Origin of the sequence: Pseudonocardia sp. ICBG1293, from assembly GCF_020131355.1 — a bacterium.
In the GTDB taxonomy this organism is placed as follows: Bacteria; Actinomycetota; Actinomycetes; order Mycobacteriales; family Pseudonocardiaceae; genus Pseudonocardia.
Genome location: NZ_JAHLEL010000038.1, coordinates 63,491 through 86,770, shown reverse-complemented (window position 1 = coordinate 86,770; position 23,280 = coordinate 63,491). Strand labels below are relative to the sequence as shown.

Sequence of the window (23,280 nt, the reverse complement as noted above, 5' to 3'; positions counted from 1 at the left end):
CTGCGGGGGCACCCTGGTCAACGGACGAACCGGGCAGCGCGTTCCCGGGTGTGACCCGGGCGGGCCGGCCCGGGCACCCGCGCACCCGTCGGGTGCGGGAGGGCGGACCGGCGTGGAAGAGTCGGGCCCATGAGCGACGGCGATGTCACGACAGAGGTCCGGACCGAGGTCACCGACGGTGTCGCGGTGCTCACCGTCTCGAACCCGGCGCGGCGCAACGCGCTGAACCTGGATCTGTCGCAGAAGCTCGTCGCCGCCGTCGAGGACGCGAACGCCGACGACTCGGTCGGCGCGATCGTCGTCACCGGGCAGGCGCCCGCGTTCTGCGCCGGCGGTGACCTCGCGGAGCTGCAGGAGGCGGACCCGGCGACGCTCAAGCGCGTCTACTCCGGGTTCCTCGCCATCGCCTCCTCGCCGCTGCCGACCCTGGCCGCGGTCAACGGGGCCGCCGTCGGCGCGGGCATCAACCTGGCCCTGGCCTGCGACGTCCGGCTGGCCGGTCCGACCGCCCGGTTCGACGTCCGCTTCATGCAGCTGGGTCTGCACCCCGGCGGCGGCTACACGTGGATGGCCCAGCGCGCCCTCGGCGCCCAGGGCAGCGCGGCGATGACGCTGTTCGGTGACGTCCTCGACGCCCGCGAGGCCGAGCGCGTCGGGCTGGTCTGGCGCGCCTACGACAGCGACGAGGCCCTCCTGGCGGGCGCCCGTGAGCTCGCGGGCAGGGCCGCCGCCGCGCCGCGCGACCTCATCGTCACCACGAAGGCGACCATGCGGATCACCTCCCGGCTCGACGCCCACGCCGCCGCCACCGACATCGAGGTCCGCGCGCAGGCCGAGACGGTCCACTCCGCGGCGTTCGCGGAGCGGGTCGCCGCGCTGCAGAGGAAGATCAGCAAGAAGTGACCGTCACCACGAACGTAACTCACGTTATGTGACGTGGCCCCGGGTCTCCGGACAGGGGCCCGAACCGGGAGTTAACCTCGACGTATCGAGGGACATTTCGACGCCGAACTGGGGACCATCAGCCCATGACGACCAGCGACACCCCCGTCGAGGCACGCGACTCCGAGGTCGTCCAGCGCGACCGGGTGGTCATCCGGTTCGCCGGCGACTCCGGTGACGGCATGCAGCTGACCGGGGACCGCTTCACCTCCGAGACCGCGAACTTCGGCAACGACCTGTCGACCCTGCCGAACTTTCCCGCCGAGATCCGGGCACCTGCCGGGACCCTGCCGGGTGTCTCGTCGTTCCAGCTGCACTTCGCGAACTACGACATCCTCACCCCCGGCGACCGCCCCGACGTGCTGGTGGCGATGAACCCGGCGGCGCTGAAGGCCAACATCGGCGACCTGCCCCAGGGCGGGGTGCTGATCGTCAACACCGACGAGTTCACCAAGCGGAACCTGACCAAGGTCGGCTACGCCGCGAACCCGCTGGAGGACGGCTCGCTCGAGCCCTACGCGGTGCACGGGGTCGCGATGGCGACCCTGACCCGCGGGGCGCTGGAGGAGACCGGGCTGTCCAAGAAGGACGCCGAGCGGGCGAAGAACATGTTCGCCCTCGGCCTGCTGTCCTGGATGTACCACCGCCCCAGCGAGTCGACCGAGCGGTTCCTGCGGGAGAAGTTCGCGAAGAAGCCCGACATCGCCGAGGCGAACATCCTGGCCTTCCGCGCCGGGCACGCCTACGGCGAGACCACCGAGGCGTTCGCGGTGACCTACGAGGTCGCCCCCGCCCGCCTCGCGCCGGGCACCTACCGCCAGATCACCGGGAACGTCACGCTGGCCTACGGGATCATCGCCGCGGGGCGGACGACCAGCCTGCCGGTGTTCCTCGGCACCTACCCGATCACCCCGGCCTCGGACATCCTCCACGAGCTGTCGCGCCACAAGGCCTTCGGCGTGACCACCTTCCAGGCCGAGGACGAGATCTCCGGTGTCGGCGCCGCGCTGGGTGCGGCGTTCGGCGGCGCGCTCGGCGTCACCACCACCTCGGGTCCGGGGGTCGCGCTCAAGGCCGAGACCGTCGGCCTGGCCGTGGCCCTGGAGCTCCCGCTGCTGGTGATCGACGTGCAGCGCGGCGGCCCCTCGACCGGGCTGCCGACCAAGACCGAGCAGGCCGACCTGCTCCAGGCCCTGCACGGGCGCAACGGCGAGGCGCCGCTCCCGGTGATCGCCCCCTGCACCCCGGGCGACTGCTTCATCGCCGCGGTCGAGGCCGCGGCGATCGCGGTGCGCTACCGGACCCCGGTGATGCTGCTGTCCGACGGCGCGCTGGCCAACGGCTCCGAGCCGTGGCGGATCCCCGACGTCGAGACCCTGCCGACGGTGGACCCGGGGTTCGCCACCGAGCCCAACGCCCCCGACGGGTCCGGCGAGTTCTGGCCGTACCTGCGTGCCCCGGAGACCCTCGCCCGGCCGTGGGCGATCCCCGGCACCGCGGGCCTGGAGCACCGCGTCGGCGGGCTGGAGAAGGCCGACGGGCGCGGCTCGATCTCCTACGACCCCGACAACCACGACCGCATGGTCCGCCTGCGCCAGGCGAAGATCGACGGCATCGAGGTCCCCGACCTCGAGGTCGACGACCCCGACGGCGACGCGGACTTCCTCGTCATCGGCTGGGGCTCGACCTACGGCCCGATCAACGCCGCGGCCCGCCGCGTGCGCAAGCTCGGTCACTCGGTCGCCACGGTGCACCTGCGCAACCTGAACCCGATGCCGGCCAACCTCGGCGACGTCCTGAACGGCTACCGCACGGTGCTCTGCCCCGAGATGAACCTCGGCCAGCTCGCGATGCTGCTGCGCGCCGAGCACCTGGTCGACGTCAAGAGCTACACGAAGGTCGCCGGGCTCCCGTTCGGCGCCGAGGAGCTGCAGGACGTGTTCCTGGACTACCTGACCGGCAAGCACCCGGAGTCGGCGGCCGAGATCGCCGACGAGACCACTGGAGCGCAGGCATGACCGCCACCGACCTGGGCCTGCCGTCCATCGGCGGCCTCGACGGGGTCCCGACGACGGACGCGAAGCAGACCGCGAAGGACTACACCTCCGACCAGGAGGTCCGCTGGTGTCCCGGCTGCGGCGACTACGCGGTCCTCGCCGCCGTCCGCCAGTTCCTGCCCACCCTGGGCATCAAGCGCGAGAACACCGTCTTCGTCTCCGGCATCGGCTGCTCGTCGCGGTTCCCGTACTACCTGAACACCTACGGGATGCACTCGATCCACGGCCGCGCCCCCACCATCGCCACCGGCCTCGCCACCTCACGCGAGGACCTGAGCGTGTGGGTCGTGACCGGCGACGGCGACGCGCTCTCGATCGGCGGCAACCACCTGATCCACGCGCTGCGCCGCAACGTCAACATCAAGATCCTGCTGTTCAACAACCGGATCTACGGCCTCACCAAGGGCCAGTACTCGCCGACCTCCGAGGTCGGCAAGGTCACCAAGTCGACCCCGATGGGCTCGCTGGACCACCCGTTCAACCCGATCTCCCTGGCCCTGGGGGCCGAGGCGAGCTTCGTCGGGCGGGCGCTGGACTCCGACCGCAAGAGCCTCACCGCCGTGCTGCAGGCCGCCGCCGAGCACCGCGGCTCCGCCCTGGTCGAGATCTTCCAGGACTGCCCGATCTTCAACGACGGCAGCTTCGACGTCCTGCGCAAGGGCGACACCGAGAACCGCCTCATCCCCGTCGTGCACGGCGAGCCGATCACCTTCGGCGCCCCCGGCGAGGACGGTCGCGGCTCGCACGCCGTCGTCCAGGACGGGTTCGGGCTCGCGGTCGTGGAGACCGCGTCGGTCGACCCGTCGAGGATCGTGGTCCACGACCAGGCCGACCACGAGCTCGCCTTCGCCCTGTCCCGGCTCTCGGACCAGGACCTCACCCACACCGTCACCGGGGTCTTCCGCAACACCGATCGCCCCACCTACGACGACTCCGCCCGCGCCCAGGTGCAGGCGGCCCGGGACGCGAAGCCCGACGCGGACCTGCAGGCCCTGCTCAACGGCCGCGACACCTGGACCATCGTCTGACACCGGCCCACGACGGACGACGGCCCCGCCGCTCCTCGGAGCAGCGGGGCCGGCGTGCGTCCGCCGGGTGCCTGCCTCAGCGAGCCCCGGGACGTTCGTGCCACGCGATGAACCCGGCCGCCCGGGCCGCGCCCTCCCCGGTGAAGTACAGGTCCGCGCGGGTCCGGACGTAGTACGGCGACTCGGGCGGGTGGAACCGCCGCGACCCGCTGTGCACCTTCACCCGGTGCGTCTCGGGCGGGTCGTCGCCGACGGCGGGGGCGAGCACCGAGTCCGGGTACGGTCCGGGGCGTACCCCCGGGGGCAACGGCGCCGACGCCGCGGACGGGCCGATGACGAGCGAGTCCAGCGCGGCCAGCGCCGAACCGCCGGCGTCCCGGCGCTGCCGCGACGGGATCGGCAACGGCGCGGGGGGACCCTCGTCGGACGACGACGCGGGGTCCGGCTCCGGCAACGGGGCCGGCTCGACGTCGTCACGCAGCGCGTGCCGGCCGGACGGCTCCTCGTCCGGCACGACCGCGTCGCCCTGCGCCACCGCCCGGTCCTGCGGTGCGCCCCGGTCCTGCGGTGCCGCCCGGTCCTGGTGCAGGGCGTCGTCCTGCGGTACGGCGTCGTCCTGCGGCACCGCGTCGTCCTCGGAACGTGGGCGGGGGACGACCGGGGCACCGGTGATGCTCCCACCCTCCCCCGCGGCCGGGGCGCGGCCGGTCGACCCGTCCTCGGCCGCGGCGACGGGGTCCGCGCTCACCGCGGCGGGGTCCTCGGTCGAGGAGCGCACGGCGCCGTCGGCGCCGGGACCGGCACCGTCCGCGGGGTCGCGGTCCGCCACCGTCCCGTCCGCCACGACGCCGTCCGCCACCACACCGTCCGCCACGATGCCGTCCGCGGCGGTCCCGTCCCCGACGGCCGCCAATCGGTCGGATGCGGCGCCGTCCGGCTCGGGCCCGGCGCTGCCCGACACCGACCCGGCGCCGCCCGGGACCGACCCGCGGCCGGCCGGATCCGACGGGGCCGTGTCCGACGGCGCCGTGTCCGACGGGACCGTGTCCGACGCCGGTCCCGCGGTGTCCGGGCCCGACGGGGCGCCGTCCGGGCCCGATCCGGCGCCACCGGGGACGAGCTGCTCCGGACCGCTCCCCGCCGCCCCGACCGGCAGGTCGGCCTCCGCGCGACCGACCTCCCCGGACCCGGCGGGCTCCCGGCCCGGCGCGGGATCCCCGTCGGTCCCGGCCACCGTGGTCCCGGGGTCGTCCGGCCCGGCCGCACCGGCTCCCGGTCCGGCCGGGCCCGGAACGGCGTCCGGTGGCGGGGTGGACGCCCCGGCCGACGGCTCGGCCGTCCCCGCGGGCTCGAACAGTCCCACCGTCCCGGCGGTCCCCGAGGGCTCCGGGCCGCCGGTCGCGGCCGGGGTGTCGCCCGGCCCCGTGGCACCGGGACCGTCGTCGAGTGCCCGTCCCCGACGGCGGGACACCACCAGGCCCGCCGCCACGAGAACCACGAGCACCGCCAGCAGTACCCACATCCAGCCCATGCCGGACCTCCGTCCGCCCGGGACCGTCCCGGACCACTGTCGCCGTGCTTGGTATCACGGATCGTGCCCGCCCCACCGCCCTCTCGCGCGAGGGCACACCCGTATCGGATCATCGTGCCGTGACCGACCACCCGAAGCGACCATGACCACCGCTCGTTCCCCCGAACGAACCACGCCCGAACGGAGTGAGCGGAGTCCCGCCGGCCTCACCGCGGGCGTCGGCGCGTACGTCCTGTGGGGCCTGTTCCCGGCGTTCTGGCCGCTGCTGGACCCGGCGGCGCCGCTGGAGGTGCTCGCCCACCGCGTCCTGTGGACGGCGGTGCTGATGTCGGTGGTGCTGACCCTGCTGCGCGGCTGGGGCGACGTACGCGGGCTCGGCGCCCGCGGCTGGCTCTCGACGGCCGCCGCCGCGGTGTTCATCGCGGTGAACTGGGGCCTGTTCATCTGGGGCGTCTCGGTGGGGAAGGTCGTCGAGTCCGCTCTGGGCTACTACATGACCCCGCTGGTCGGGGTGCTGTTCGGCGTCCTCGTCCTGCGGGAGCGGCAGCGGCCCGCGCAGTGGGTGGCGCTGGGGCTCGCGGCGACGGCCGTCGTCGTGATCGCCGTCGGCAACGGCACCGTGCCGTGGCTGTCGATGGCGCTGGCCTGCTCGTTCGGGATCTACGGGCTGTTCAAGGCGACCGCACCGCTGCCCGCCGCGGCCGGGCTGACCGCGGAGGGGGTCGTGCTCGTCGTCCCGGCCGCGGTGTTCCTGGTCGTCGTCACGCTCTCCGGCGGCGGCACGTTCACCGGCCACGGGCCCTGGCACCTGCTGCTCATGCTGTCCGCGGGCCCGGTGACGGCACTGCCGCTGCTGCTCTACGGCTCGGCGGCGCGGCGGTTGCCGCTCACGACCCTCGGCGTGCTGCTCTACATCAACCCCACCCTGCAGTTCCTGTGGGGCGTGCTGGTGGTCGGCGAGACGATGGCCCCGGCCCGCTGGGCCGGGTTCGCCCTCGTCTGGCTGGCGCTGGCGGTCTTCACCGTCGACCTGGTGCGACGGCGACGACCGGCCGCGGCTCAGCCCACCCGCTCCACCGTGTAGTCGGTCAGCGTCCGCAGCGCCTCGATCGCCGGGCACGGCGGCAGCACCGCCAGCTCGGCCCGCGCCCGGTCGGCGTACCCGGCGACGGTCTCCCGGGCCTTGACCAGCGCGTCCCCGGAGCGCAGCAGCTCCAGCGCCTCGGCCACCTCGGCGTCGTCGGTGATCGGGGCGGCCAGCAGCTGCCGCAGCCTGCGGGCGTCGGCGGAGTCGTCGCCGTCCCGCAGGGCGTAGAGCATCGGCAGGGTGTGCACGCCCTCCCGCAGGTCGGTGCCGGGCGTCTTGCCCGAGTCGTCCGACGGCGAGGCGATGTCGATGATGTCGTCGGAGATCTGGAACGCCGCCCCGATGACCTCGCCGAAGGTCCGCAGTGCCTCGATGTGCTCGGCGGGAGCGCCGGAGAACATGCCGCCGTAACGGCCCGAGGTCGCGATCAGCGACCCGGTCTTCTCCGCGACCACCCGCAGGTAGTGCTGCACCGGGTCGTCGGTCGCCTTGGGCCCACGGGTCTCGCGCATCTGACCGGTGACGAGCAGCGCGAACGTCTCGGCGATGATCCGCACGGCGTCCGGGCCGAGGTCGGCGACCAGCCGCGACGCGTGCGCGAAGAGGAAGTCCCCGGTCAGGATCGCGACCGAGTTGTCCCAGCGCGAGTTCGCGGACTCCGCGCCCCGTCGCATGGACGCCTCGTCCATCACGTCGTCGTGGTACAGCGTCGCCAGGTGGATCAGCTCCACCACGGCGGCCGCCGTGATCACCTCGTCGCGTTCGGGATGCGGTCCGACCTGCGCCGCGAGCAGCGTGAACAGCGGTCGGAACCGCTTGCCGCCCGCCTCGATCAGGTGCAACGAGGTCTCGGTGACGAACTCGTAGTCGCTGTGCACCTCGCGATGCAGCAGGTCCTCGACCCGCTTGAGCCCGTCCGCCGTGGCCTCGGCCAGGACCGGATCGGCCATCCGGATCCCGGCCACACTCTGTGTCTCCACCCCCACAGCCTACGAACGTCAGCCGGAGAACGCGCCGCTGGCGGCCCATTCGAGGACCGGTGTGGGAAGAATCCCGAGAACGAGCGTCGCCAGCGTGCCCAGGGTGATGGCCACCGTGGTGAACGCACCGGGCACGACGACGGCCGGACCGTCCTGCGCGGGCTCGGAGAAGTACATGAGCACGACGATGCGCAGATAGAAGAACGCGGCCACGGCGGACGCGACCAGGGCGATCACCACCAGCGGCACCATGCCGTCCGCCGAGGCCGCCGAGAACACCGCGAACTTCGCGGTGAACCCGCTGGTCAGCGGGATCCCGGCCAGTGCGAGGAGCAGGAACGTCATGATCCCGGCGACGAGCGGGGACCGCTTCGCCAGGCCCGCCCACGCGGCCAGGTCCGAGGCCTCGCCGTCCCCGGTGCGGACCAGCGAGACGATCCCGAGGATCGCGATCGTCGTGAACCCGTACGCCAGCAGGTAGAACAGCAGGCCCGCGGTGCCCTGCGGGGTCAGCGCCATCGCACCGAGCAGGAGGAAGCCCGCGTGCGCGATCGAGGAGTAGGCGATCATGCGCTTCACGTCGGTCTGGGTGAGTCCCAGCACCGCGCCGACGACCATCGAGACGACCGCCACCACCCACAGCACGCCGCGCCACTCCCAGACGGTGCTGCCGAAGCCGACGTAGAGCACCCGGGCGATCGCACCGAACGCGGCGACCTTCGTGCAGGCCGCCATGAACGCGGTGACCGGCGTCGGGGCGCCCTGGTAGACGTCCGGGGTCCAGGTGTGGAACGGGGCCACCGAGCCCTTGAACAGCAGCCCCACCAGCAACAGTGCCAGGCCCGCGAACAGCAGCGTGTCCGAGGCCAGGGTGCCCGCGGCGGCCTGCGAGATCGCGGAGAGCCGCACCGAGCCCGCGTAGCCGTAGAGCAGTGCGACGCCGTAGAGGAAGAACGCCGAGCCGAACGCACCGAGCAGGAAGTACTTGACCGCGGACTCCTGCGACAGCAGGCGACGGCGGCGCGCCAGCCCGCACATGAGGTACAGCGGCAGCGACAGGACCTCGAGCGCGATGAACATCGTCAGCAGGTCGTTGGCCGCGACGAACGCCATCATCCCGCCGAGTGCGAACAGCACGAACGGGAACGGCTCGGTCTGCATGGTCGGCGCCTCGTCGGGCGCGCCGTAGGAACGGTCGACGTGCTCGCCACCGACCGGCGTGGCCGGCCCGCCGCCGGAACGGACCGCGGCCCGCTCGGCGGCCGAGGCGACGAACACCCCGCCCGGCTCCACCGACCGGTCCGCGATCAGCAGCAGGCCGGGGATCGCCAGGACGATCAGCGTGCCCCACAGGAACAGCGACGGCGCGTCCACCGACAACGCGGAACCGAACGTCAGGACCGCGGCCGGGGAGCCGAGCGCGTACCCGGCCAGCGCGACGAGCGCTGCGACGAGGGTCAGCCCGGTCAGCACGACCTGCACGGGCCAACGCTGGTGCCGCGGGAGGAACGCCTCCAGCAGCACCGACACGCACGCTCCGGCGAACACGATCCACAGCGGCGCGGTGGCCGCCCAGTCGATCGCCGGCATCTCGATCGGCGCGACCTGCGCGAGCACACTCATCGGGAGATCCCTCCAGCCACGACCGGGTCGGGCAGCCCGAGCTCGGTCATCGTCGCCGTCACCGACGGGTTGATCAGGTCGAGCACCGGGCCCGGGTAGAAGCCGAGCACCACGATCGCGACGATCAGCGGCGCGAGCACGCCGATCTCACGGGCGGGGAGGTCGGGGAAGCCGGAGCCCGTGCGCTGCGCGGCGACCGCGGGGTCGATCATCGACCCCGGGCCGCCCGCGCCGCCGCGCTCCAGCGCCGCCATGACCGCGGTGCCGCGCACCGGGCCCTGCATCGTGCGCTGGTAGAACCACAGCACGTAGAGCGCGGCGAAGATGATGCCGATCGTCGCGATCACCGTGAAGACCGGCCGGTTCGGGAACGAGCCGACCAGCACCAGGAACTCCGAGACGAACGAGTTCGTGCCGGGCAGTGCCAGTGAGCTCATCCCGGCCAGCAGGAGGCATCCCGCCATGACCGGGGCCAGCTTCGCGACGCCGCCGTAGTCGGCGATCAGGCGCGAGCCGCCACGGCTGATCAGCACGCCGACCATCACGAACAGCATGCCGGTCGAGAGACCGTGGTTGACCATGTACAGCGTCGCACCGGCGAAGGCCTGCGAGGAGAACGCGAACACCCCGAGCGCGATGAAGCCGAAGTGCGCCACCGAGGTGTAGGCGACGAACCGGCCCATGTCGGTCTGGGCGACCGCGAGCAGCGCGGCGTAGACGATCCCGGCGACGGCCAGCACCAGCACCAGCGGCGCCAGGGTCTGCGACGCCTGCGGGAACAGCGGCAGCAGGTAGCGCAGGAAGCCGTAGGTGCCGACCTTGTCCAGCACACCGACCAGCAGCACCGCGCCCACGATCGGGGCCTCGGCGCCGGCGTCGGGCAGCCAGGTGTGGAACGGCACCAGCGGCGCCTTGATCGCGAACGCGACGAAGAAGCCGAGGAACAGCCAGATCTGGGTGGACTCGGGCACGCTCGACGCCATGGCCTGCAGGTCCGCCCAGGTGAACGTGCCCTGGCCGAGCTGCTGCTCGCTGACCACGAACAGCCCGATCAGCGACGCCAGCATGATCAGGCCGCCGAGCAGCGAGTACAGGAAGAACTTGACCGCCGCGTACTGCCGGCGCGGCCCGCCGAAGCGTCCGATCAGGAAGTACATCGGGACCAGCATGGCCTCGAAGAAGACGTAGAACAGGAAGACGTCGGTGGCGGCGAAGACGCCGACCAGCGTCGCCTGGGTCGCCAGCAGCAGCGCGAAGTACCCGGCGGCCGAGCGGCCCTCGGGCAGCTTCTCCGCCCACGCGAACAGCATCAGGCCGGGCACCAGGAACGCGGTGAGCCCGATCAGGGCCAGCGAGATGCCGTCGACGCCGAACGCGATGTGCGTGCCGAAGGCGGGGATCCAGGACATCGAGAACTCGAGCTGGAACCGGGCGCCCGCCTGCGCCGCGGGGATGGAGTAGAGCGCCCACGCGACGACGACGAGCGCCAGCTCCACCAGGGCCGTCGCCATCGCGACCGCCTTCGCGAGCCCGGTGTTGGCCCGCAACGGGTACATGACCAGCGCGCCGACGACCGGCACCAGCAGCAGGACGATCAGGAACGGGTTGCCCCCCGAGTCGGGGACGATGGGAGCCGTGTCCAGGGGGGTCATGAGACGAACCTCACCGCCAGCATCGCGGCGACGACGATGACCGCCCCGCCGAGCATCGAGAGTGCGTACGACCGGACGAAACCGGTCTGGAGCCGGCGCAGCCGGCTCGAGCCGCCGCCGAACGCCGACGCGGTGCCGTTGACGGCCCCGTCGATCCCGCGGTCGTCGAACCAGGCGAGCAACCGGGTCAGCGCGATGCCGGGCCGCTCGATGAACGCCTCGTTGAAGGCGTTCGCGCCGAGGTCGGCTCGGGCCGCGGCGACCACCGGCGACACCCGCTGCGGGCGCTGCACCGGCACCGGGGAGCGGCCGACGAACACGTAGGCCAGTACCGCACCGAGCAGCGAGATCCCGACGACGAGGAACGGGATCACCGCGTGCGGCAGGGCGCCGCCCTCCAGCTCGACCCGCTCCCCCACCGAGGGGGCGAGCCACTCGGGGACCAGCCCGTACAGGACGCCACCACCCAGCACCGAGCCGACCGCGAGGACGACCATCGGGACGGTCATCGTCGCCGGGGACTCGTGCGGGTGGTAGTCGCGGCCGTCGGTGGACTGCACCGTGCGCCAGCGCTCCGCACCGAAGAACGTCATGATCATCAGGCGGGTCATGTAGAAGGCGGTCAGACCGGCCGCGAGCGTTGCGAGCCCACCGAACACCCAGCCCTGCCACCCCTCCTGGGCGAACGCGGCCTCGATGATCGCGTCCTTGGAGAAGTAGCCGGACAGGAACGGGAAGCCGATCAGCGCGAGGTAGCCGAGGCCGAAGGTCACGAAGGTGACCGGCATCTTCCGCCACAGCCCGCCGAAGCGGCGCATGTCGACGTCGTCGTTCATGGCGTGCATGACCGACCCGGCGCCGAGGAACAGCCCGGCCTTGAAGAAGCCGTGGGTCAGCAGGTGCAGGATGCCCAGGGCGTACCCGGCCGGCCCGAGCCCGACGGCGAGGATCATGTAGCCGATCTGGCTCACCGTGGAGTAGGCCAGGACCTTCTTGATGTCGTCGTAGGCGCAGCCGATGATCGCGCCGATCATCAGGGTGACGACACCGATGATCGCCACGACCAGCCGTCCGGTCTCGGAGAGGTTGTAGATCGGCGAGGCCCGGGCGATCAGGTAGACGCCCGCGGTGACCATCGTGGCCGCGTGGATCAGGGCCGAGACCGGGGTCGGGCCCTCCATCGCGTCCGGGAGCCAGGACTGCAGCGGGAACTGGCCGGACTTGCCGCAGGCACCGAGCAGGAGCAGCAGCGTGATCGCCAGGATCGTGCCGCCGCCGACCTCGCCGATGCGCGCGAACACCTCCGTGTACTGCAGCGTCCCGAGCTCCAGCCAGAGCAGGAAGATCGCGATGGCCAGGCCGACGTCGCCGACCCGGTTCATCAGGAACGCCTTCTTCGCCGCCGTCGCGGCGGCGGGCCGGTCCTGGTAGAAGCCGATCAGCAGGTACGACGCCAGACCGACGCCCTCCCAGCCGAGGTAGAGCATGACGAAGTTGTTGCCGAGGACCAGCACCAGCATCGCGGCGACGAACAGGTTCAGCTGCGCGAAGAACCGCCGCCGGTTCGGGTCGTGGCTCATGTAGCCCACCGAGTAGAGGTGGATGAGCGCCCCGACCCCGGTGATCAGCAGCACGAACGTCAGCGACAGCGTGTCGATCCGGAGTCCGAAGTCGACGCTCAGCGCGCCGGAGGACATCCAGGACCACAGCGACTGCTCGCGCAGCCGGTCGTCGGCGGACAGACCGAGGGTCTGCAGGAATATCGTCACACCGACGACGAAGGCGCCGACGACGGTGGCGAGGCCGAGCCAGTGGCCCCAGCCGTCGGCCCGCCGTCCGGCGAGGAAGAGCACCAGGGCACCGGCCGCGGGGAGCGCGATCAGCAACCAGGCCAGCGATGCGGCTCCGGTCGCCGGTGCGGCGGCCTGTGCGAGGACGAGGTTCACGCGCACACTCCTAGTACTTCAGAAGGTTCGCGTCGTCCACCGAGGACGACTGACGGGTGCGGAAGATGGCCGTGACGATCGCGAGCCCGACGACGACCTCACAGGCCGCGACGACCATCACGAACAGGGCCATCACCTGGCCGTCGAGGTTGCCGTTGATCCGCGAGAAGGTGACCAGGGTCAGGTTCACCGCGTTCAGCATGAGCTCGATGCACATGAACACGACCACGGCGTTGCGCCGCACCAGGACACCGACGGCGCCGATGGTGAACAGCAGCGCCGAGAGCAGCAGGTAGTACTCGGGCCTCATCGGTGCTCCCCGGTCTCGGCGGCCTCACCGGAGGCGGCGGTCCGGTCGGGTGCGGGGCGGCCGGTCAGCGCGTGCGCGTCCGGCGTCGTCGTGTCGGGCACGTCGACCGCGACCGACTCGATGATCTCCGACAGCGACTCGGGGGCGATCGAGCCGTCGGGCAGGATCGCCGGGACCGCGACGGAGTTCGCCGTCGCGTAGACGCCGGGGCCGGGCAGCGGGGAGATGCGGGCGTGCTCGCCGCGCAGCCGCTTCAGCACCGTCGCCCGCTGGCCGATCTTGGTGTGCTGGCTGCTCTGCGAGCCCGACAGCACCATCGCGCCGAGCGCGGCGACCATGAGCAGGGCCGCGGTCAGCTCGAATGCCAGCAGGTAGTCGGTGAAGATGAGCCGCCCGAGGCCGGGGACGTTGCCGTTCCACCCGAGGCCGCCCGCCTCCAGCCCCGCCGGGGTCACGCTGGTGAGGCCGCGGGCGAGCCCGCCGACCAGCAGCGCGGCCAGCGCGACGCCGAACACCAGCGCCGCGGCCCGCTGCCCGCGCAGGACCTCGATCACCGAGTCCTTGGAGTCCCGTCCGACCAGCATGAGGACGAACAGGAACAGCATCATCACGGCGCCGGTGTAGACGATGATCTGCACGAACCCGAGGAACGGTGCGGACTGCACCAGGTAGAGCACCGCGATCGAGAACATCGTCAGGACCAGCAGCAGCGCGGCGTGCACCGCGTGCCGGGCGAAGACCAGGCCGAGCGCACCGGCCAGCGCCACCGGCCCGAGGATCCAGAACGCGACCGCCTCGCCCGTGCTCACCTCGCCCGCGGCCTGCGCGAGCACCGCGCCGATGCTCATCGCGTCTGCTCCTTCGTCTGGTCCTGGGCGGAGACCTTCGCGAGCGTCGGGCCGGAGACGTAGTAGTCCTGCTCGTCGGAGCCCAGGCGCATCGGGTGCGGGGGCTGCTCCATGCCCGGCAGCAGCGGGGCCATCAGCTGCTCCTTGGTGTAGATCAGGTCCTGCCGGTTGTCGTCGGCCAGCTCGTAGAAGTTGGTCATCGTGAGCGACCGGGTCGGGCAGGCCTCGATGCACAGGCCGCAGCCGATGCAGCGCAGGTAGTTGATCTGGTAGATCGCGCCGTAGCGCTCACCCGGCGAGTACCGGGCATCCTCGGTGTTGTCCCCGCCCTCGACGTAGATCGCGTCGGCGGGACAGGCCCAGGCGCACAGCTCGCAGCCGACGCACTTCTCCAGCCCGTCCGGGTGCCGGTTGAGCTGGTGGCGGCCGTGGTAGCGGGGCGCGGCGGGCGGGAAGTCCTCCGGGTACTCCTCGGTGACGACCTTCTTGAACATCGTCGAGAAGGTGACGCCGAATCCCTTGAAGAAGTCGAACATCTAGCGCGCGTCCTTTCCGGCCGTGACGGCCTTCCGACGCTTCGGGGGTGAGTCGGGGACCGTGAGGTCCAGCGGCGGCACCGGGTAGTCCGACGCCGGTTCCACCGGCGGCGGCTCGATCTGCCGTTCGGGCAGCAGGAACGCGACCGCCAGCACGACGGCCAGCGCGAACCCGATCAGCGACAGCAGCAGGACGTAGTTGTCCGAGCCGGTGTTGACGAACGCCCGGATGCCGAAGATCGCGACGATCCAGACCAGCATGACCGGGACCAGGACCTTCCAGCCCAGCTTCATGAACTGGTCGTAGCGGAACCGGGGCAGCGTGCCGCGCAGCCAGATGAACACGAACAGGAACAGCAGCACCTTGATGATGAAGGCGACGAACTGCAGCCAGCCGTACTCGTTGAGGAAGCTCAGCGGCCAGGGCCACATACCGCCGCCGAGGAACAGCGTCACCGCCATCGCCGAGACGGTCACCATGTTCACGTACTCGGCCAGGAAGAACAGCGCGAACTTCAGCGACGAGTACTCGGTGTGGAACCCGCCGACCAGCTCCGACTCGGCCTCGGGGAGGTCGAACGGGGCCCGGTTGGTCTCACCGACCATCGCGATCACGAAGACCACGAAGCTCGGCAGCAGCAGCCAGAAGTACCAGCCCGACGCCTGCGCCCCGACGATCGTCGCGGTGGACAGCGAGCCGGAGTAGAGCACGACGCCGACGACGGCCAGGCCGAGTGCGATCTCGTAGGAGATGACCTGGGCGGCCGAGCGCAGCGCGCCGAGCAGGGAGTACGGCGAGCCCGACGCCCAGCCGCCGAGCACGATGCCGTAGACGCCGATCGAGGAGCAGGCCAGCACGACGAGCACGCCGACCGGCACGTCGACGAGCTGCAGCACGGTCTCCTCGCCGAAGATCGTGACCGGGCCACCGAACGGGATCACCGAGAAGGCGACGAACGCCGGGATCGTCGAGATCACCGGGGCGATGAAGAAGACCTTCTTGTCGGCGTTGGCCGGCATGATGTCTTCCTTGAACGCCAGCTTCAGACCGTCGGCGAGGCTCTGCAGCCAGCCGCCGGGGCCGGTCCGGTTCGGGCCCGGACGGTGCTGCATCCGGCCGACGACCTTGCGCTCCCAGTTGATCATGAACAAGGTCAGTACGACGCCGAGCGCGAACAGCCCCACGACCTTGATCAGGATCAGCCAGATCGGGTCGTCGGCGAGCAGCGCCTGGGTGGTCGTCAGCTGGTCCACCGGGGCCGGCGGTACCTGGGACAGGTTCACGACGCGCTTCCGTTCCCGGCCGGGCCGACCGTCACGAGGTCACCGTGGCCCACCCCGAGGGTGGGGCGGACGTGCGATCCGGGCGAGCAGGTCGGCAGCCAGACGACGCCGTCGGGGAGGTCGGTCAGCGCGACCGGCAGGGTGATCGCCCCGCGGTCGGTGCGCACCGTCGCCTCGGCCCCCTCGACCAGCGCGAGCCGTTCCGCGGTGGCCGCGTTGACCTTCACGTAGGGCCGTCGCGCGGTGCCGGCGAGCGCGGGCTCGTCGATCTGGAGGCTGCCGTCGTCGATCATCTGGCGCGAGGTGGCGAGGACGGCCTGGCCGTGGCCGGGACGCCGGGGGCGGCCCGCCGTGTGGTCCGGTGCGACGCCGCCGGGACGGCGCGAGCCGAGCCGCTCCAGCTCCCCGGCCGCCGCGGCCGGAGTCTGGGTGAACAGGTCCGCGTCCATCTCGACGCCGAGGGTGTCGAGCACCCGGCAGTCCGGCAGCACGCCGGTCGCGTCGAGCGCGACGGCGAACTCGCGGCGGCGCCCCTCCCAGTTGACGTAGGCACCGGAGCGCTGGGCGTCCGGGGCGACCGGGAGGACCACGTCGGCGAGCTCGGTGACCGCCGAGGTGTGGATCTCCAGGCTGACCAGGAACCCCACCTCGCGCAGCGCGGTGATCGCCGCGGTCGGGTCGGCCATGTCCTGCGGGTCGACCCCGCCCACGACCAGTGCCGCCAGCTCGCCGGACGCGGCGGCGGCGAGGATCGCGTCGCCGTCGCGGCCGGGGGTGGCCGGGACGGGGGCGCCCCAGGCCTGCTCCAGCTCGGCGCGGGCGGCGGCGTCGGTGACGAGCCGGCCGCCCGGCAGCAGGGTGGGCAGCGCGCCCGCCTCGACCGCGCCGCGGTCCCCGGCCCGGCGCGGCAGCCAGCCGATCGCCGCGCCGGTGCGGGCGGCGAGCGCGGACACCGCCGAGTACAGGCCCGGCGACTCCGCCGCCCGGTCGCCGACCAGGATCACCGCGCCCGGCTGCTCCAGCGCGGCGACGACGTCGGCCCCCGGGTCGGCGACGACCGCGGCCTCCGCGCCGGGCACCGCGTGCAGCACCGTGGCGCCGGTCTTCTCGGCGCCGTAGCTGGTGAACGGACCGACCTGGAAGTGGCGCAGCCCGCGCTTCCGGTACGCCTTGCGCAGACGCAGGAAGACGATGCCCGACTCCTCCTCGGGGTCGGTGCCGACGGTGAGCACCGCCGGGGCGTTCTCGACCCGCTCGAACGTCACCGAGTCCTCGACCGTCCCGCCGGCGACGTGCGCGGCGAGGAACTCCAGCTCCTCCCCCGAGTGCGGGCGGGCGCGGAAGTCGACGTCGTTGGTGCCGGCGACGACGCGGGCGAACTTGGCGTAGGCGTAGGCGTCCTCGACGGTCAGCCGGCCACCGGGCAGGACGCCGATGCCGCCGCCCGCACGGGCCGCGAGCAGCCCGTCCGCGGCGACCTGCAGCGCCTCGGTCCAGGAGGCCTCCTCCAGCGTGCCGTCCGCGCGCCGGACCATCGGCCGGGTGATGCGGCCCTGGCTACCGGTGTAGCGGAAGGCGAAGCGGCCCTTGTCGCAGAGCCACTCCTCGTTGACCTCCGGGTCGTTGCCGGCGAGCCGGCGCAGCACGGTCCCGCGGCGGGAGTCGGTGCGCGAGGCGCAGCCGGAGCTGCAGTGCTCGCAGACGCCCGGGGTCGAGCGCAGGTCGAACGGACGCGACCGGAACCGGTAGGCGGCGCTGGTCAGCGCGCCGACCGGGCAGATCTGGATGGTGTTGCCCGAGAAGTAGGACTGGAACGGCTGGTCCTCGGCGATCCCGATCTGCTGGTTCGCGCCGCGTTCGAGCAGGTCGATGAACGGGTCGCCGGCGATCTCCTCGGAGAACCGGGTGCAGCGCTGGCAGAGCACGCAGCGCTCGCGGTCCAGCAGGACCTGGCTGGAGATCGGCAGCGGCTTGGGGAAGGTCCGCTTCTTCTCGACGAACCGCGAGTCCGCCCGGCCGTGCGCCATCGCCTGGTTCTGCAGCGGGCACTCACCGCCCTTGTCGCAGATCGGGCAGTCCAGCGGGTGGTTGATGAGCAGCAGCTCCATCACGCCCTGCTGTGCCTTGTCGGCCCGCTCGGACGTGTGCTGGGTCTTCACCACCATCCCGTCGGCGACGGTCATGGTGCAGCTGGCCTGCGGCTTCGGCATCGGCCGGCCACCCATCTCCACCTCGACCAGGCACTGGCGGCAGGCGCCTGCCGGGTCGAGCAGCGGGTGGTCGCAGAACCGCGGGATCACGATGCCGAGGCGCTCGCAGGTGCGGATCAGCAGTTCGCCCTGGGGGGCGTCGACGACCTGGCCGTCGATGGTGAGGCGGACGTGCCCCTCGGGGACGGGTGTGTCCTCGGTGGCGTTCCGCTCCGGTGTGAGGGTCATGCGCTCGCTCCGGTGAGTGCGGCCAGCTGCTCCGGGCGCTCGACGTCCGGCTGGTCGGCGATCAGGTCCAGGAACTCCTGGCGGAAGTACTTCACGGCGCTGGTGATCGGGCTCGTCGCACCGTCGCCGAGGGCGCAGAAGGAACGGCCGAGGATGTTGTCGCAGACGTCGACCAGGGTGTCGATGTCGGTCGGGGTGCCCTCGCCGCGCACCATCCGCTGCAGCACCTGCACCAGCCAGTACGTGCCCTCCCGGCACGGGGTGCACTTGCCGCAGCTCTCGTGCTTGTAGAACTCGGTCCACTTCATGACCGCCCACGGCACCGACACGGTCTCGTTGAACACCTGTACCGCGGTCGTGCCCAGCATGGAGCCGGCCTCGGCCGCGCCCTCGAAGTCCAGCGGGACGTCGAGGTGCTCGGCGGTGAACAGCGGTGTCGACGAGCCGCCCGGGGTCCAGAACTTCAGCGGGATCCCGTCCTTCATCCCGCCGGCGAGTTCGAGCAGTTCCCGCAGTGTGATGCCGAGCGGGGCCTCGTACTGTCCGGGACGCTCGACGTGGCCGGAGACCGAGTAGATCTTCGGGCCGGGCGAGCGCTCACGGCCCATCGAGCGGAACCAGGCCGCGCCGCCGTTGACGATGGCGGGGACGCTGGCGATCGTCTCGACGTTGTTGACCACCGTCGGGCAGGCGTAGAGGCCGGCGGTCGCCGGGAACGGCGGCTTGAGCCGGGGCTGCCCGCGGCGGCCCTCGAGCGAGTCGAGCAGCGCCGTCTCCTCGCCGCAGATGTAGGCGCCCGCGCCGGCGTGCACCACGATCTCCAGGTCGAACCCGGAGCCGAGGATGTCGCGGCCGAGGTAGCCCTTGGCCTTCGCCTCGCGGACGGCGGCGCGCAGCCTGCGGATGCAGTGCAGCGCCTCACCGCGGACGTAGATCGCGCAGAAGTTGGCGCGGATCGCGTAGCTGGTGACGATGCAGCCCTCGATGAGCGCGTGCGGGTCGGCCATCATCGTCGGGATATCCTTGCAGGTACCCGGCTCGCCCTCGTCGGCGTTGATGACCAGGTACTTCGGCTTCGCGCCGGGGCCCGTGCCGCTGCCGTCGTCCTGCGGGATGAACCCCCACTTCATGCCGGTGGGGAACCCGGCACCGCCGCGGCCGCGCAGCCCGGAGTCCTTCACCAGCGCGATGAGCTGGTCGGGGTGGGCGGCGAACGCGGTGCGCAGGGAGGTGTAGCCCTCCAGCTGCTCGTAGGTGTCGATCGACCAGGACCGCGGCGACAGCCAGCGCCTGGTCAGGACGGGCGTGATCGGGTCCGGCTTGCGCACGGGCTCGGTGGTGCTCATGCGATCACTTCTTCTCCGGTAGCGCGGGCATCGCCGGCGGCTCGTCGGGCAGCGCGGGGGCGGTCCAGCCGTTCTCCTGCGCCATCCGCGCCCCGCGCACCGACTCGACCGCGCCGGACGGGCCTTCGACGCGGGCGGTCGTGTCGACGGTGGCGGCGTCGTCGGTGAACCCGGCCAGCTCCAGCTCGACGGTGCGCAGGTCGGTCAGCGGTGCCCCGCGGGTCGGCTGCGGACGCTCCCCGCGGCGCAGGGCGTCGACGAGCTCCACCGCGGACTCGACGGTCTGGTTGTCGAAGTACTCGTAGTTGACCTGCAGCACCGGGGCCAGGTCGCAGGCCGCGAGGCACTCGGCGTGCTCGAGGGTGACCGAGCCGGTGGTCCCGGGCTCGCCCGCCGTCTCCTCGTGGCCCAGCGGACGGTCCTCGGTACCCAGCCGCGTGCGCAGGCGGGCGTAGATGTCGTCGCCGCCCAGCGCCGCGCACAGGGTGTTCGTGCAGACGCTGACCAAGTGCTCACCGCACGGGGTGCGCTTGTACATCGTGTAGAACGTCGCGACCGCGGCGACCTCGGCCGTGGTCAGCTCCAGCGCCTCCGCGCAGTAGCGGATGCCGTCGGGGCTGACGTACCCCTCGACCGACTGCACCAGGTGCAGCAGCGGCAGCAGCGCCGAGCGGGGCTCGGGGTAGAGGGAGATGATCTCCGCCGTCCGTGACCGGGTGAGCTCGTCGAAGACCGGCCAGACCGGGCTCTTCTCCTGCGGGGGGACCGTCATCGGTCGCAACCTCCCATCACGGGGTCGATCGAGGCGACGGCCGCGATGACGTCGGCGACCTGGCCGCCCTCGCTCATCGCGGGCATCGTCTGCAGGTTCACGAAGCTGGGGTCCCGGACGTGGATGCGGACCGGGCGGGTGCCGCCGTCGGACACGGCGTGCACCGCGAGCTCGCCGCGCGGGGACTCGACGGCCGCGTAGGCCTGCCCCGGCGGTACGTGGAAGCCCTCGGTGACCAGCTTGAAGTGGTGGATCAGCGACTCCATCGACTGACCCATGATCTTGCGGACGTGCTCGAGGGTGTTGCCCATGCCGTCGCTGCCGACCGACAGCTGCGCCGGCCAGGCGACCTTCGGGTCGTCGACCATGACGCGGCCCGGCCCGAGGTCGTCGAGTTTCGTGACGGCCTGCTCCATGATCCGCAGCGACTCGTGGATCTCGGCGACGCGCAGCCGGTAGCGGGCGTAGCAGTCGGCCTCGGTGGCCGTCGGGACCTCGAAGTCGTACTGGTCGTAGACCGAGTACGGCATGTGCTTGCGCAGGTCCCAGGCCAGCCCGGCCGAACGCAGGATCGGCCCGGACGCGCCGAGGGCCAGGCAGCCGTCGACGGGCAGGTAGCCGACGCCCTCCAGGCGCTGGCGCCAGATCGGCTGGCCGGTGAGCAGCCGGTCGTAGTCGGGCAGCCGGGAGTTCATGACCTTCAGGAAGTCGCGGACCTTGTCCTGCCAGCCCTCGGGCATGTCCTGGGCGAGCCCGCCGGGCCGGATGAACGCGTGGTTCATCCGCAGGCCGGTGAGGAACTCCAGCAGGTGGAGCACCTCCTCGCGCTCGCGGAAGCCGGAGGTCATGCCGGTCAGCGCGCCCAGCTCCATGCCGCCGGTGGCCAGCGCGACGAGGTGCGAGCCGATCCGGTTGAGCTCCCAGAGCAGCACCCGCAGGTGCTCGGCCCGCTGCGGGACCTCGACGCCGAGCAGCTTCTCCACGGCCATGCAGTAGGCGCCCTCGTTGAACAGCGGGGACAGGTAGTCCGCGCGGGTCACGAAGGTGACGCCCTGGGTCCAGGTCCGGTACTCGCAGTTCTTCTCGATACCGGTGTGCAGGTAGCCGATGACCGCGCGGCCCTGGGTGACGGTCTCGCCCTCCAGCTCCAGGACCAGGCGCAGCACGCCGTGCGTCGACGGGTGCTGCGGGCCCATGTTGATGACGATGCGGTCGTCGTGCTCGACCTCGAGCAGGTCGTCCCAGTCGCCGCCGGTGACGGTGTAGACCGTGCCCTCGGTGGTCTCCCGGCCGGTCGCGGCGTACGGGTCCGGCGTCGCGGGGTTCGTGGTGGGATCGGCGTCGGTCGTCACGAGTAGGCCCTCCGCTCGTCGGGCGGGGGGATCTCCGCGCCCTTGTACTCCACCGGGATGCCACCCAGCGGGTAGCTCTTGCGCTGGGGGTGGCCGTCCCAGTCGTCGGGCATGAGGATCCGGGTCAGCGCCGGGTGGCCGTCGAAGACGACGCCGTACATGTCCCAGGTCTCGCGCTCGTGCCAGTCGGCCGTCGGGTAGACGTCGACGACGCTCATGACGTGCGGGTTCTCGAGATCGAGGGCGACCTCCAGCCGCACCCGGCGCCGGTAGGTCATCGACAGCAGGTGGTAGACGACGTGCAGCGGCCGGTCGACCGGCGCGCCGTCCGGTGCCGAGTAGTCCACACCGGACACACCGGAGCAGAACTCGAAACGCAGGCCGGGGTCGTCGCGCAGGGTGCGCGCGACCTCGTGCAGCCGGGCGGGTTCGACGTAGAGCGTCATCTCGTCGCGGTCGATCGTGACCTGCTCGATCGCGGACCGCGGGATGCTGCGCTCGTCGAGCGCCGCGCCCAGCTCGTCGGCGAACTCGTCGAACCAGCCGCCGAAGGGCCGCTCGGCCGGCGCCGGGGCCCAGCCGGGCAGGCGCAGACCGCCGTAGCCGGAGGTGTCGCCGGAGCCACGGACGCCGAACATGCCCGAGCGCGTGCGCGTCTCGGTCATCTTCTGCGCGGGGCGGGCGCCGCCCAGCGCGTCGCCGGGGCCCGCCAGGTCGCCGGGGGCCTCGCCGCCCGCCGCGCGCTGCTCCTCGACCGCTGCGCCGCTCTCCTGCGACGACGAGTGCGCGCCGCCGGTGGGCTCGGCCCCGTCCTTGGACGTACCGGTCGGCTCGGTCACTTCGCGTCACCTCCGCGGGCCGCGTCGGCCAGCGACGGCAGCTCCAGGGTCTCCCCCGGCGCGAGCGCGTTCGGGGCCGGCTTGGGCTGCGAGCCCGGCTCCAGGTAGTTCGGGACGTCGGGGGTGTGGGTGGTCCGCAGCGCCCCGAGCTGCTTGTGCTTCGGCGCGTACTTGACCGAGGACGGGACCATCGGCGTCCGGTACCCGGACTCGGCGAGCTCGGCGGCACGCTTCGGGCCGAGCGGCTCGTCCATGATCTTTGCGTGGATCTTGAGGATCGCGTCGATCAGCATCTCCGGCCGCGGCGGGCAGCCGGGCAGGTACATGTCGACCGGCACGACGTGGTCCACGCCCTGGACGATCGCGTAGTTGTTGAACATGCCGCCGGAGCTGGCGCACACACCCATCGCGAGCACCCAGCGCGGTTCGGGCATCTGGTCGTAGATCTGACGCAGCACCGGCGCCATCTTGTTACTCACCCGGCCCGCGACGATCATCAGATCGGCCTGGCGCGGCGAGGCCCGGAAGACCTCCATGCCGAACCGGGCCAGGTCGTAGCGCGGGGCGCCGGTGGTCATCATCTCGATGGCGCAGCAGGCCAGGCCGAAGGTGGCGGGCCAGAGCGACGACTTCCGGGTCCAGTTGACCAGCTTCTCGACGTTGGTCAGCAGGACGCCGCTGGGGAGGTTCTCCTCGAGTCCCATGACAG

Annotated in this window: 19 protein-coding genes; 4 read left to right on the top strand and 15 right to left on the bottom strand. The window is 72.0% G+C overall.

The window, feature by feature from the left end; translation table 11 throughout:
* Positions 1-129: 129 nt before the first annotated feature.
* From KPF47_RS14085 to KPF47_RS14075, 3 genes are all read left to right on the top strand, one after another.
* Entirely contained in the window at positions 130-903 is a 774-nt protein-coding gene (locus KPF47_RS14085; RefSeq protein ID WP_224389259.1) for an enoyl-CoA hydratase, read from the top strand.
* 125 nt (positions 904-1,028) lie between these two features.
* On the top strand, positions 1,029-2,960 hold the full coding sequence (locus KPF47_RS14080) for a 2-oxoacid:acceptor oxidoreductase subunit alpha (protein ID WP_224389258.1): 1,932 nt from the start codon (positions 1,029-1,031) through the stop codon (positions 2,958-2,960).
* A complete protein-coding gene (locus KPF47_RS14075) occupies positions 2,957-4,027 on the top strand; it encodes a 2-oxoacid:ferredoxin oxidoreductase subunit beta (RefSeq protein ID WP_224389257.1) in 1,071 nt (356 codons plus the stop codon). Before KPF47_RS14080 ends, KPF47_RS14075 begins: the two co-directional genes overlap by 4 nt.
* Positions 4,028-4,103: 76 nt before the next feature.
* Here KPF47_RS14075 and KPF47_RS14070 read toward each other — a convergent pair whose 3' ends face one another.
* On the bottom strand, positions 4,104-5,558 hold the full coding sequence (locus KPF47_RS14070; RefSeq protein ID WP_224389256.1) for a hypothetical protein: 1,455 nt from the start codon (positions 5,556-5,558) through the stop codon (positions 4,104-4,106).
* Positions 5,559-5,700: 142 nt separating this feature from the next.
* Here KPF47_RS14070 and rarD point away from each other — a divergent pair, with 142 nt between their 5' ends.
* Positions 5,701-6,642, top strand: a complete 942-nt coding sequence (gene rarD / locus KPF47_RS14065; RefSeq protein ID WP_224389255.1) for an EamA family transporter RarD — start codon at positions 5,701-5,703, stop codon at positions 6,640-6,642.
* On the opposite strand, the gene KPF47_RS14060 is transcribed toward rarD, so the two are convergent.
* The 14 genes from KPF47_RS14060 to KPF47_RS13995 are packed head-to-tail and all read right to left on the bottom strand — an operon-like array spanning position 6,618 to position 23,275.
* Positions 6,618-7,595 (bottom strand): polyprenyl synthetase family protein, encoded by a 978-nt coding sequence (locus KPF47_RS14060; RefSeq protein WP_224389914.1) that lies wholly within the window; start codon positions 7,593-7,595, stop codon positions 6,618-6,620. The two genes, rarD and KPF47_RS14060, sit on opposite strands and share 25 nt — an antisense overlap.
* A gap of 48 nt (positions 7,596-7,643) precedes the next feature.
* Positions 7,644-9,248 (bottom strand): NADH-quinone oxidoreductase subunit NuoN, encoded by a 1,605-nt coding sequence (gene nuoN, locus KPF47_RS14055; RefSeq protein ID WP_224389254.1) that lies wholly within the window; start codon positions 9,246-9,248, stop codon positions 7,644-7,646.
* On the bottom strand, positions 9,245-10,900 hold the full coding sequence (locus tag KPF47_RS14050) for an NADH-quinone oxidoreductase subunit M (protein ID WP_224389253.1): 1,656 nt from the start codon (positions 10,898-10,900) through the stop codon (positions 9,245-9,247). Before KPF47_RS14050 ends, nuoN begins: the two co-directional genes overlap by 4 nt.
* Positions 10,897-12,846, bottom strand: coding sequence for an NADH-quinone oxidoreductase subunit L (gene nuoL, locus KPF47_RS14045; protein ID WP_224389252.1), 1,950 nt, complete (start codon positions 12,844-12,846; stop codon positions 10,897-10,899). The genes KPF47_RS14050 and nuoL overlap by 4 nt, the downstream gene beginning before the upstream one ends.
* A gap of 10 nt (positions 12,847-12,856) precedes the next feature.
* Positions 12,857-13,156, bottom strand: a complete 300-nt coding sequence (nuoK, locus tag KPF47_RS14040; RefSeq protein WP_224389251.1) for an NADH-quinone oxidoreductase subunit NuoK — start codon at positions 13,154-13,156, stop codon at positions 12,857-12,859.
* Positions 13,153-14,004 carry an NADH-quinone oxidoreductase subunit J gene (locus KPF47_RS14035; RefSeq protein ID WP_224389250.1) on the bottom strand — a complete coding sequence of 284 codons (852 nt, stop codon included), beginning with the start codon at positions 14,002-14,004 and terminating at the stop codon, positions 13,153-13,155. The genes nuoK and KPF47_RS14035 overlap by 4 nt, the downstream gene beginning before the upstream one ends.
* The gene (gene nuoI / locus KPF47_RS14030) at positions 14,001-14,540 is read right to left on the bottom strand and encodes an NADH-quinone oxidoreductase subunit NuoI (RefSeq protein ID WP_224389249.1); all 540 of its coding nucleotides are present in this window, start codon (positions 14,538-14,540) and stop codon (positions 14,001-14,003) included. The genes KPF47_RS14035 and nuoI overlap by 4 nt, the downstream gene beginning before the upstream one ends.
* Complete coding sequence (gene nuoH, locus KPF47_RS14025; RefSeq protein ID WP_224389913.1) at positions 14,541-15,785, bottom strand: NADH-quinone oxidoreductase subunit NuoH; 1,245 nt, start codon at positions 15,783-15,785, stop codon at positions 14,541-14,543.
* Between the two features lie 35 nt (positions 15,786-15,820).
* Positions 15,821-18,262 (bottom strand): NADH-quinone oxidoreductase subunit G, encoded by a 2,442-nt coding sequence (locus KPF47_RS14020; RefSeq protein ID WP_224389248.1) that lies wholly within the window; start codon positions 18,260-18,262, stop codon positions 15,821-15,823.
* A complete protein-coding gene (gene nuoF, locus KPF47_RS14015) occupies positions 18,259-19,608 on the bottom strand; it encodes an NADH-quinone oxidoreductase subunit NuoF (RefSeq protein WP_224389247.1) in 1,350 nt (449 codons plus the stop codon). The genes KPF47_RS14020 and nuoF overlap by 4 nt, the downstream gene beginning before the upstream one ends.
* A gap of 4 nt (positions 19,609-19,612) precedes the next feature.
* On the bottom strand, positions 19,613-20,380 hold the full coding sequence (gene nuoE / locus KPF47_RS14010) for an NADH-quinone oxidoreductase subunit NuoE (RefSeq protein WP_224389246.1): 768 nt from the start codon (positions 20,378-20,380) through the stop codon (positions 19,613-19,615).
* A complete protein-coding gene (locus tag KPF47_RS14005) occupies positions 20,377-21,732 on the bottom strand; it encodes an NADH-quinone oxidoreductase subunit D (RefSeq protein ID WP_224389245.1) in 1,356 nt (451 codons plus the stop codon). Before KPF47_RS14005 ends, nuoE begins: the two co-directional genes overlap by 4 nt.
* The gene (locus KPF47_RS14000; protein WP_374108845.1) at positions 21,729-22,571 is read right to left on the bottom strand and encodes an NADH-quinone oxidoreductase subunit C; all 843 of its coding nucleotides are present in this window, start codon (positions 22,569-22,571) and stop codon (positions 21,729-21,731) included. The genes KPF47_RS14005 and KPF47_RS14000 overlap by 4 nt, the downstream gene beginning before the upstream one ends.
* On the bottom strand, positions 22,568-23,275 hold the full coding sequence (locus tag KPF47_RS13995) for an NADH-quinone oxidoreductase subunit B family protein (RefSeq protein WP_308015395.1): 708 nt from the start codon (positions 23,273-23,275) through the stop codon (positions 22,568-22,570). Before KPF47_RS13995 ends, KPF47_RS14000 begins: the two co-directional genes overlap by 4 nt.
* Between the last annotated feature and the right edge of the window lie 5 nt (positions 23,276-23,280).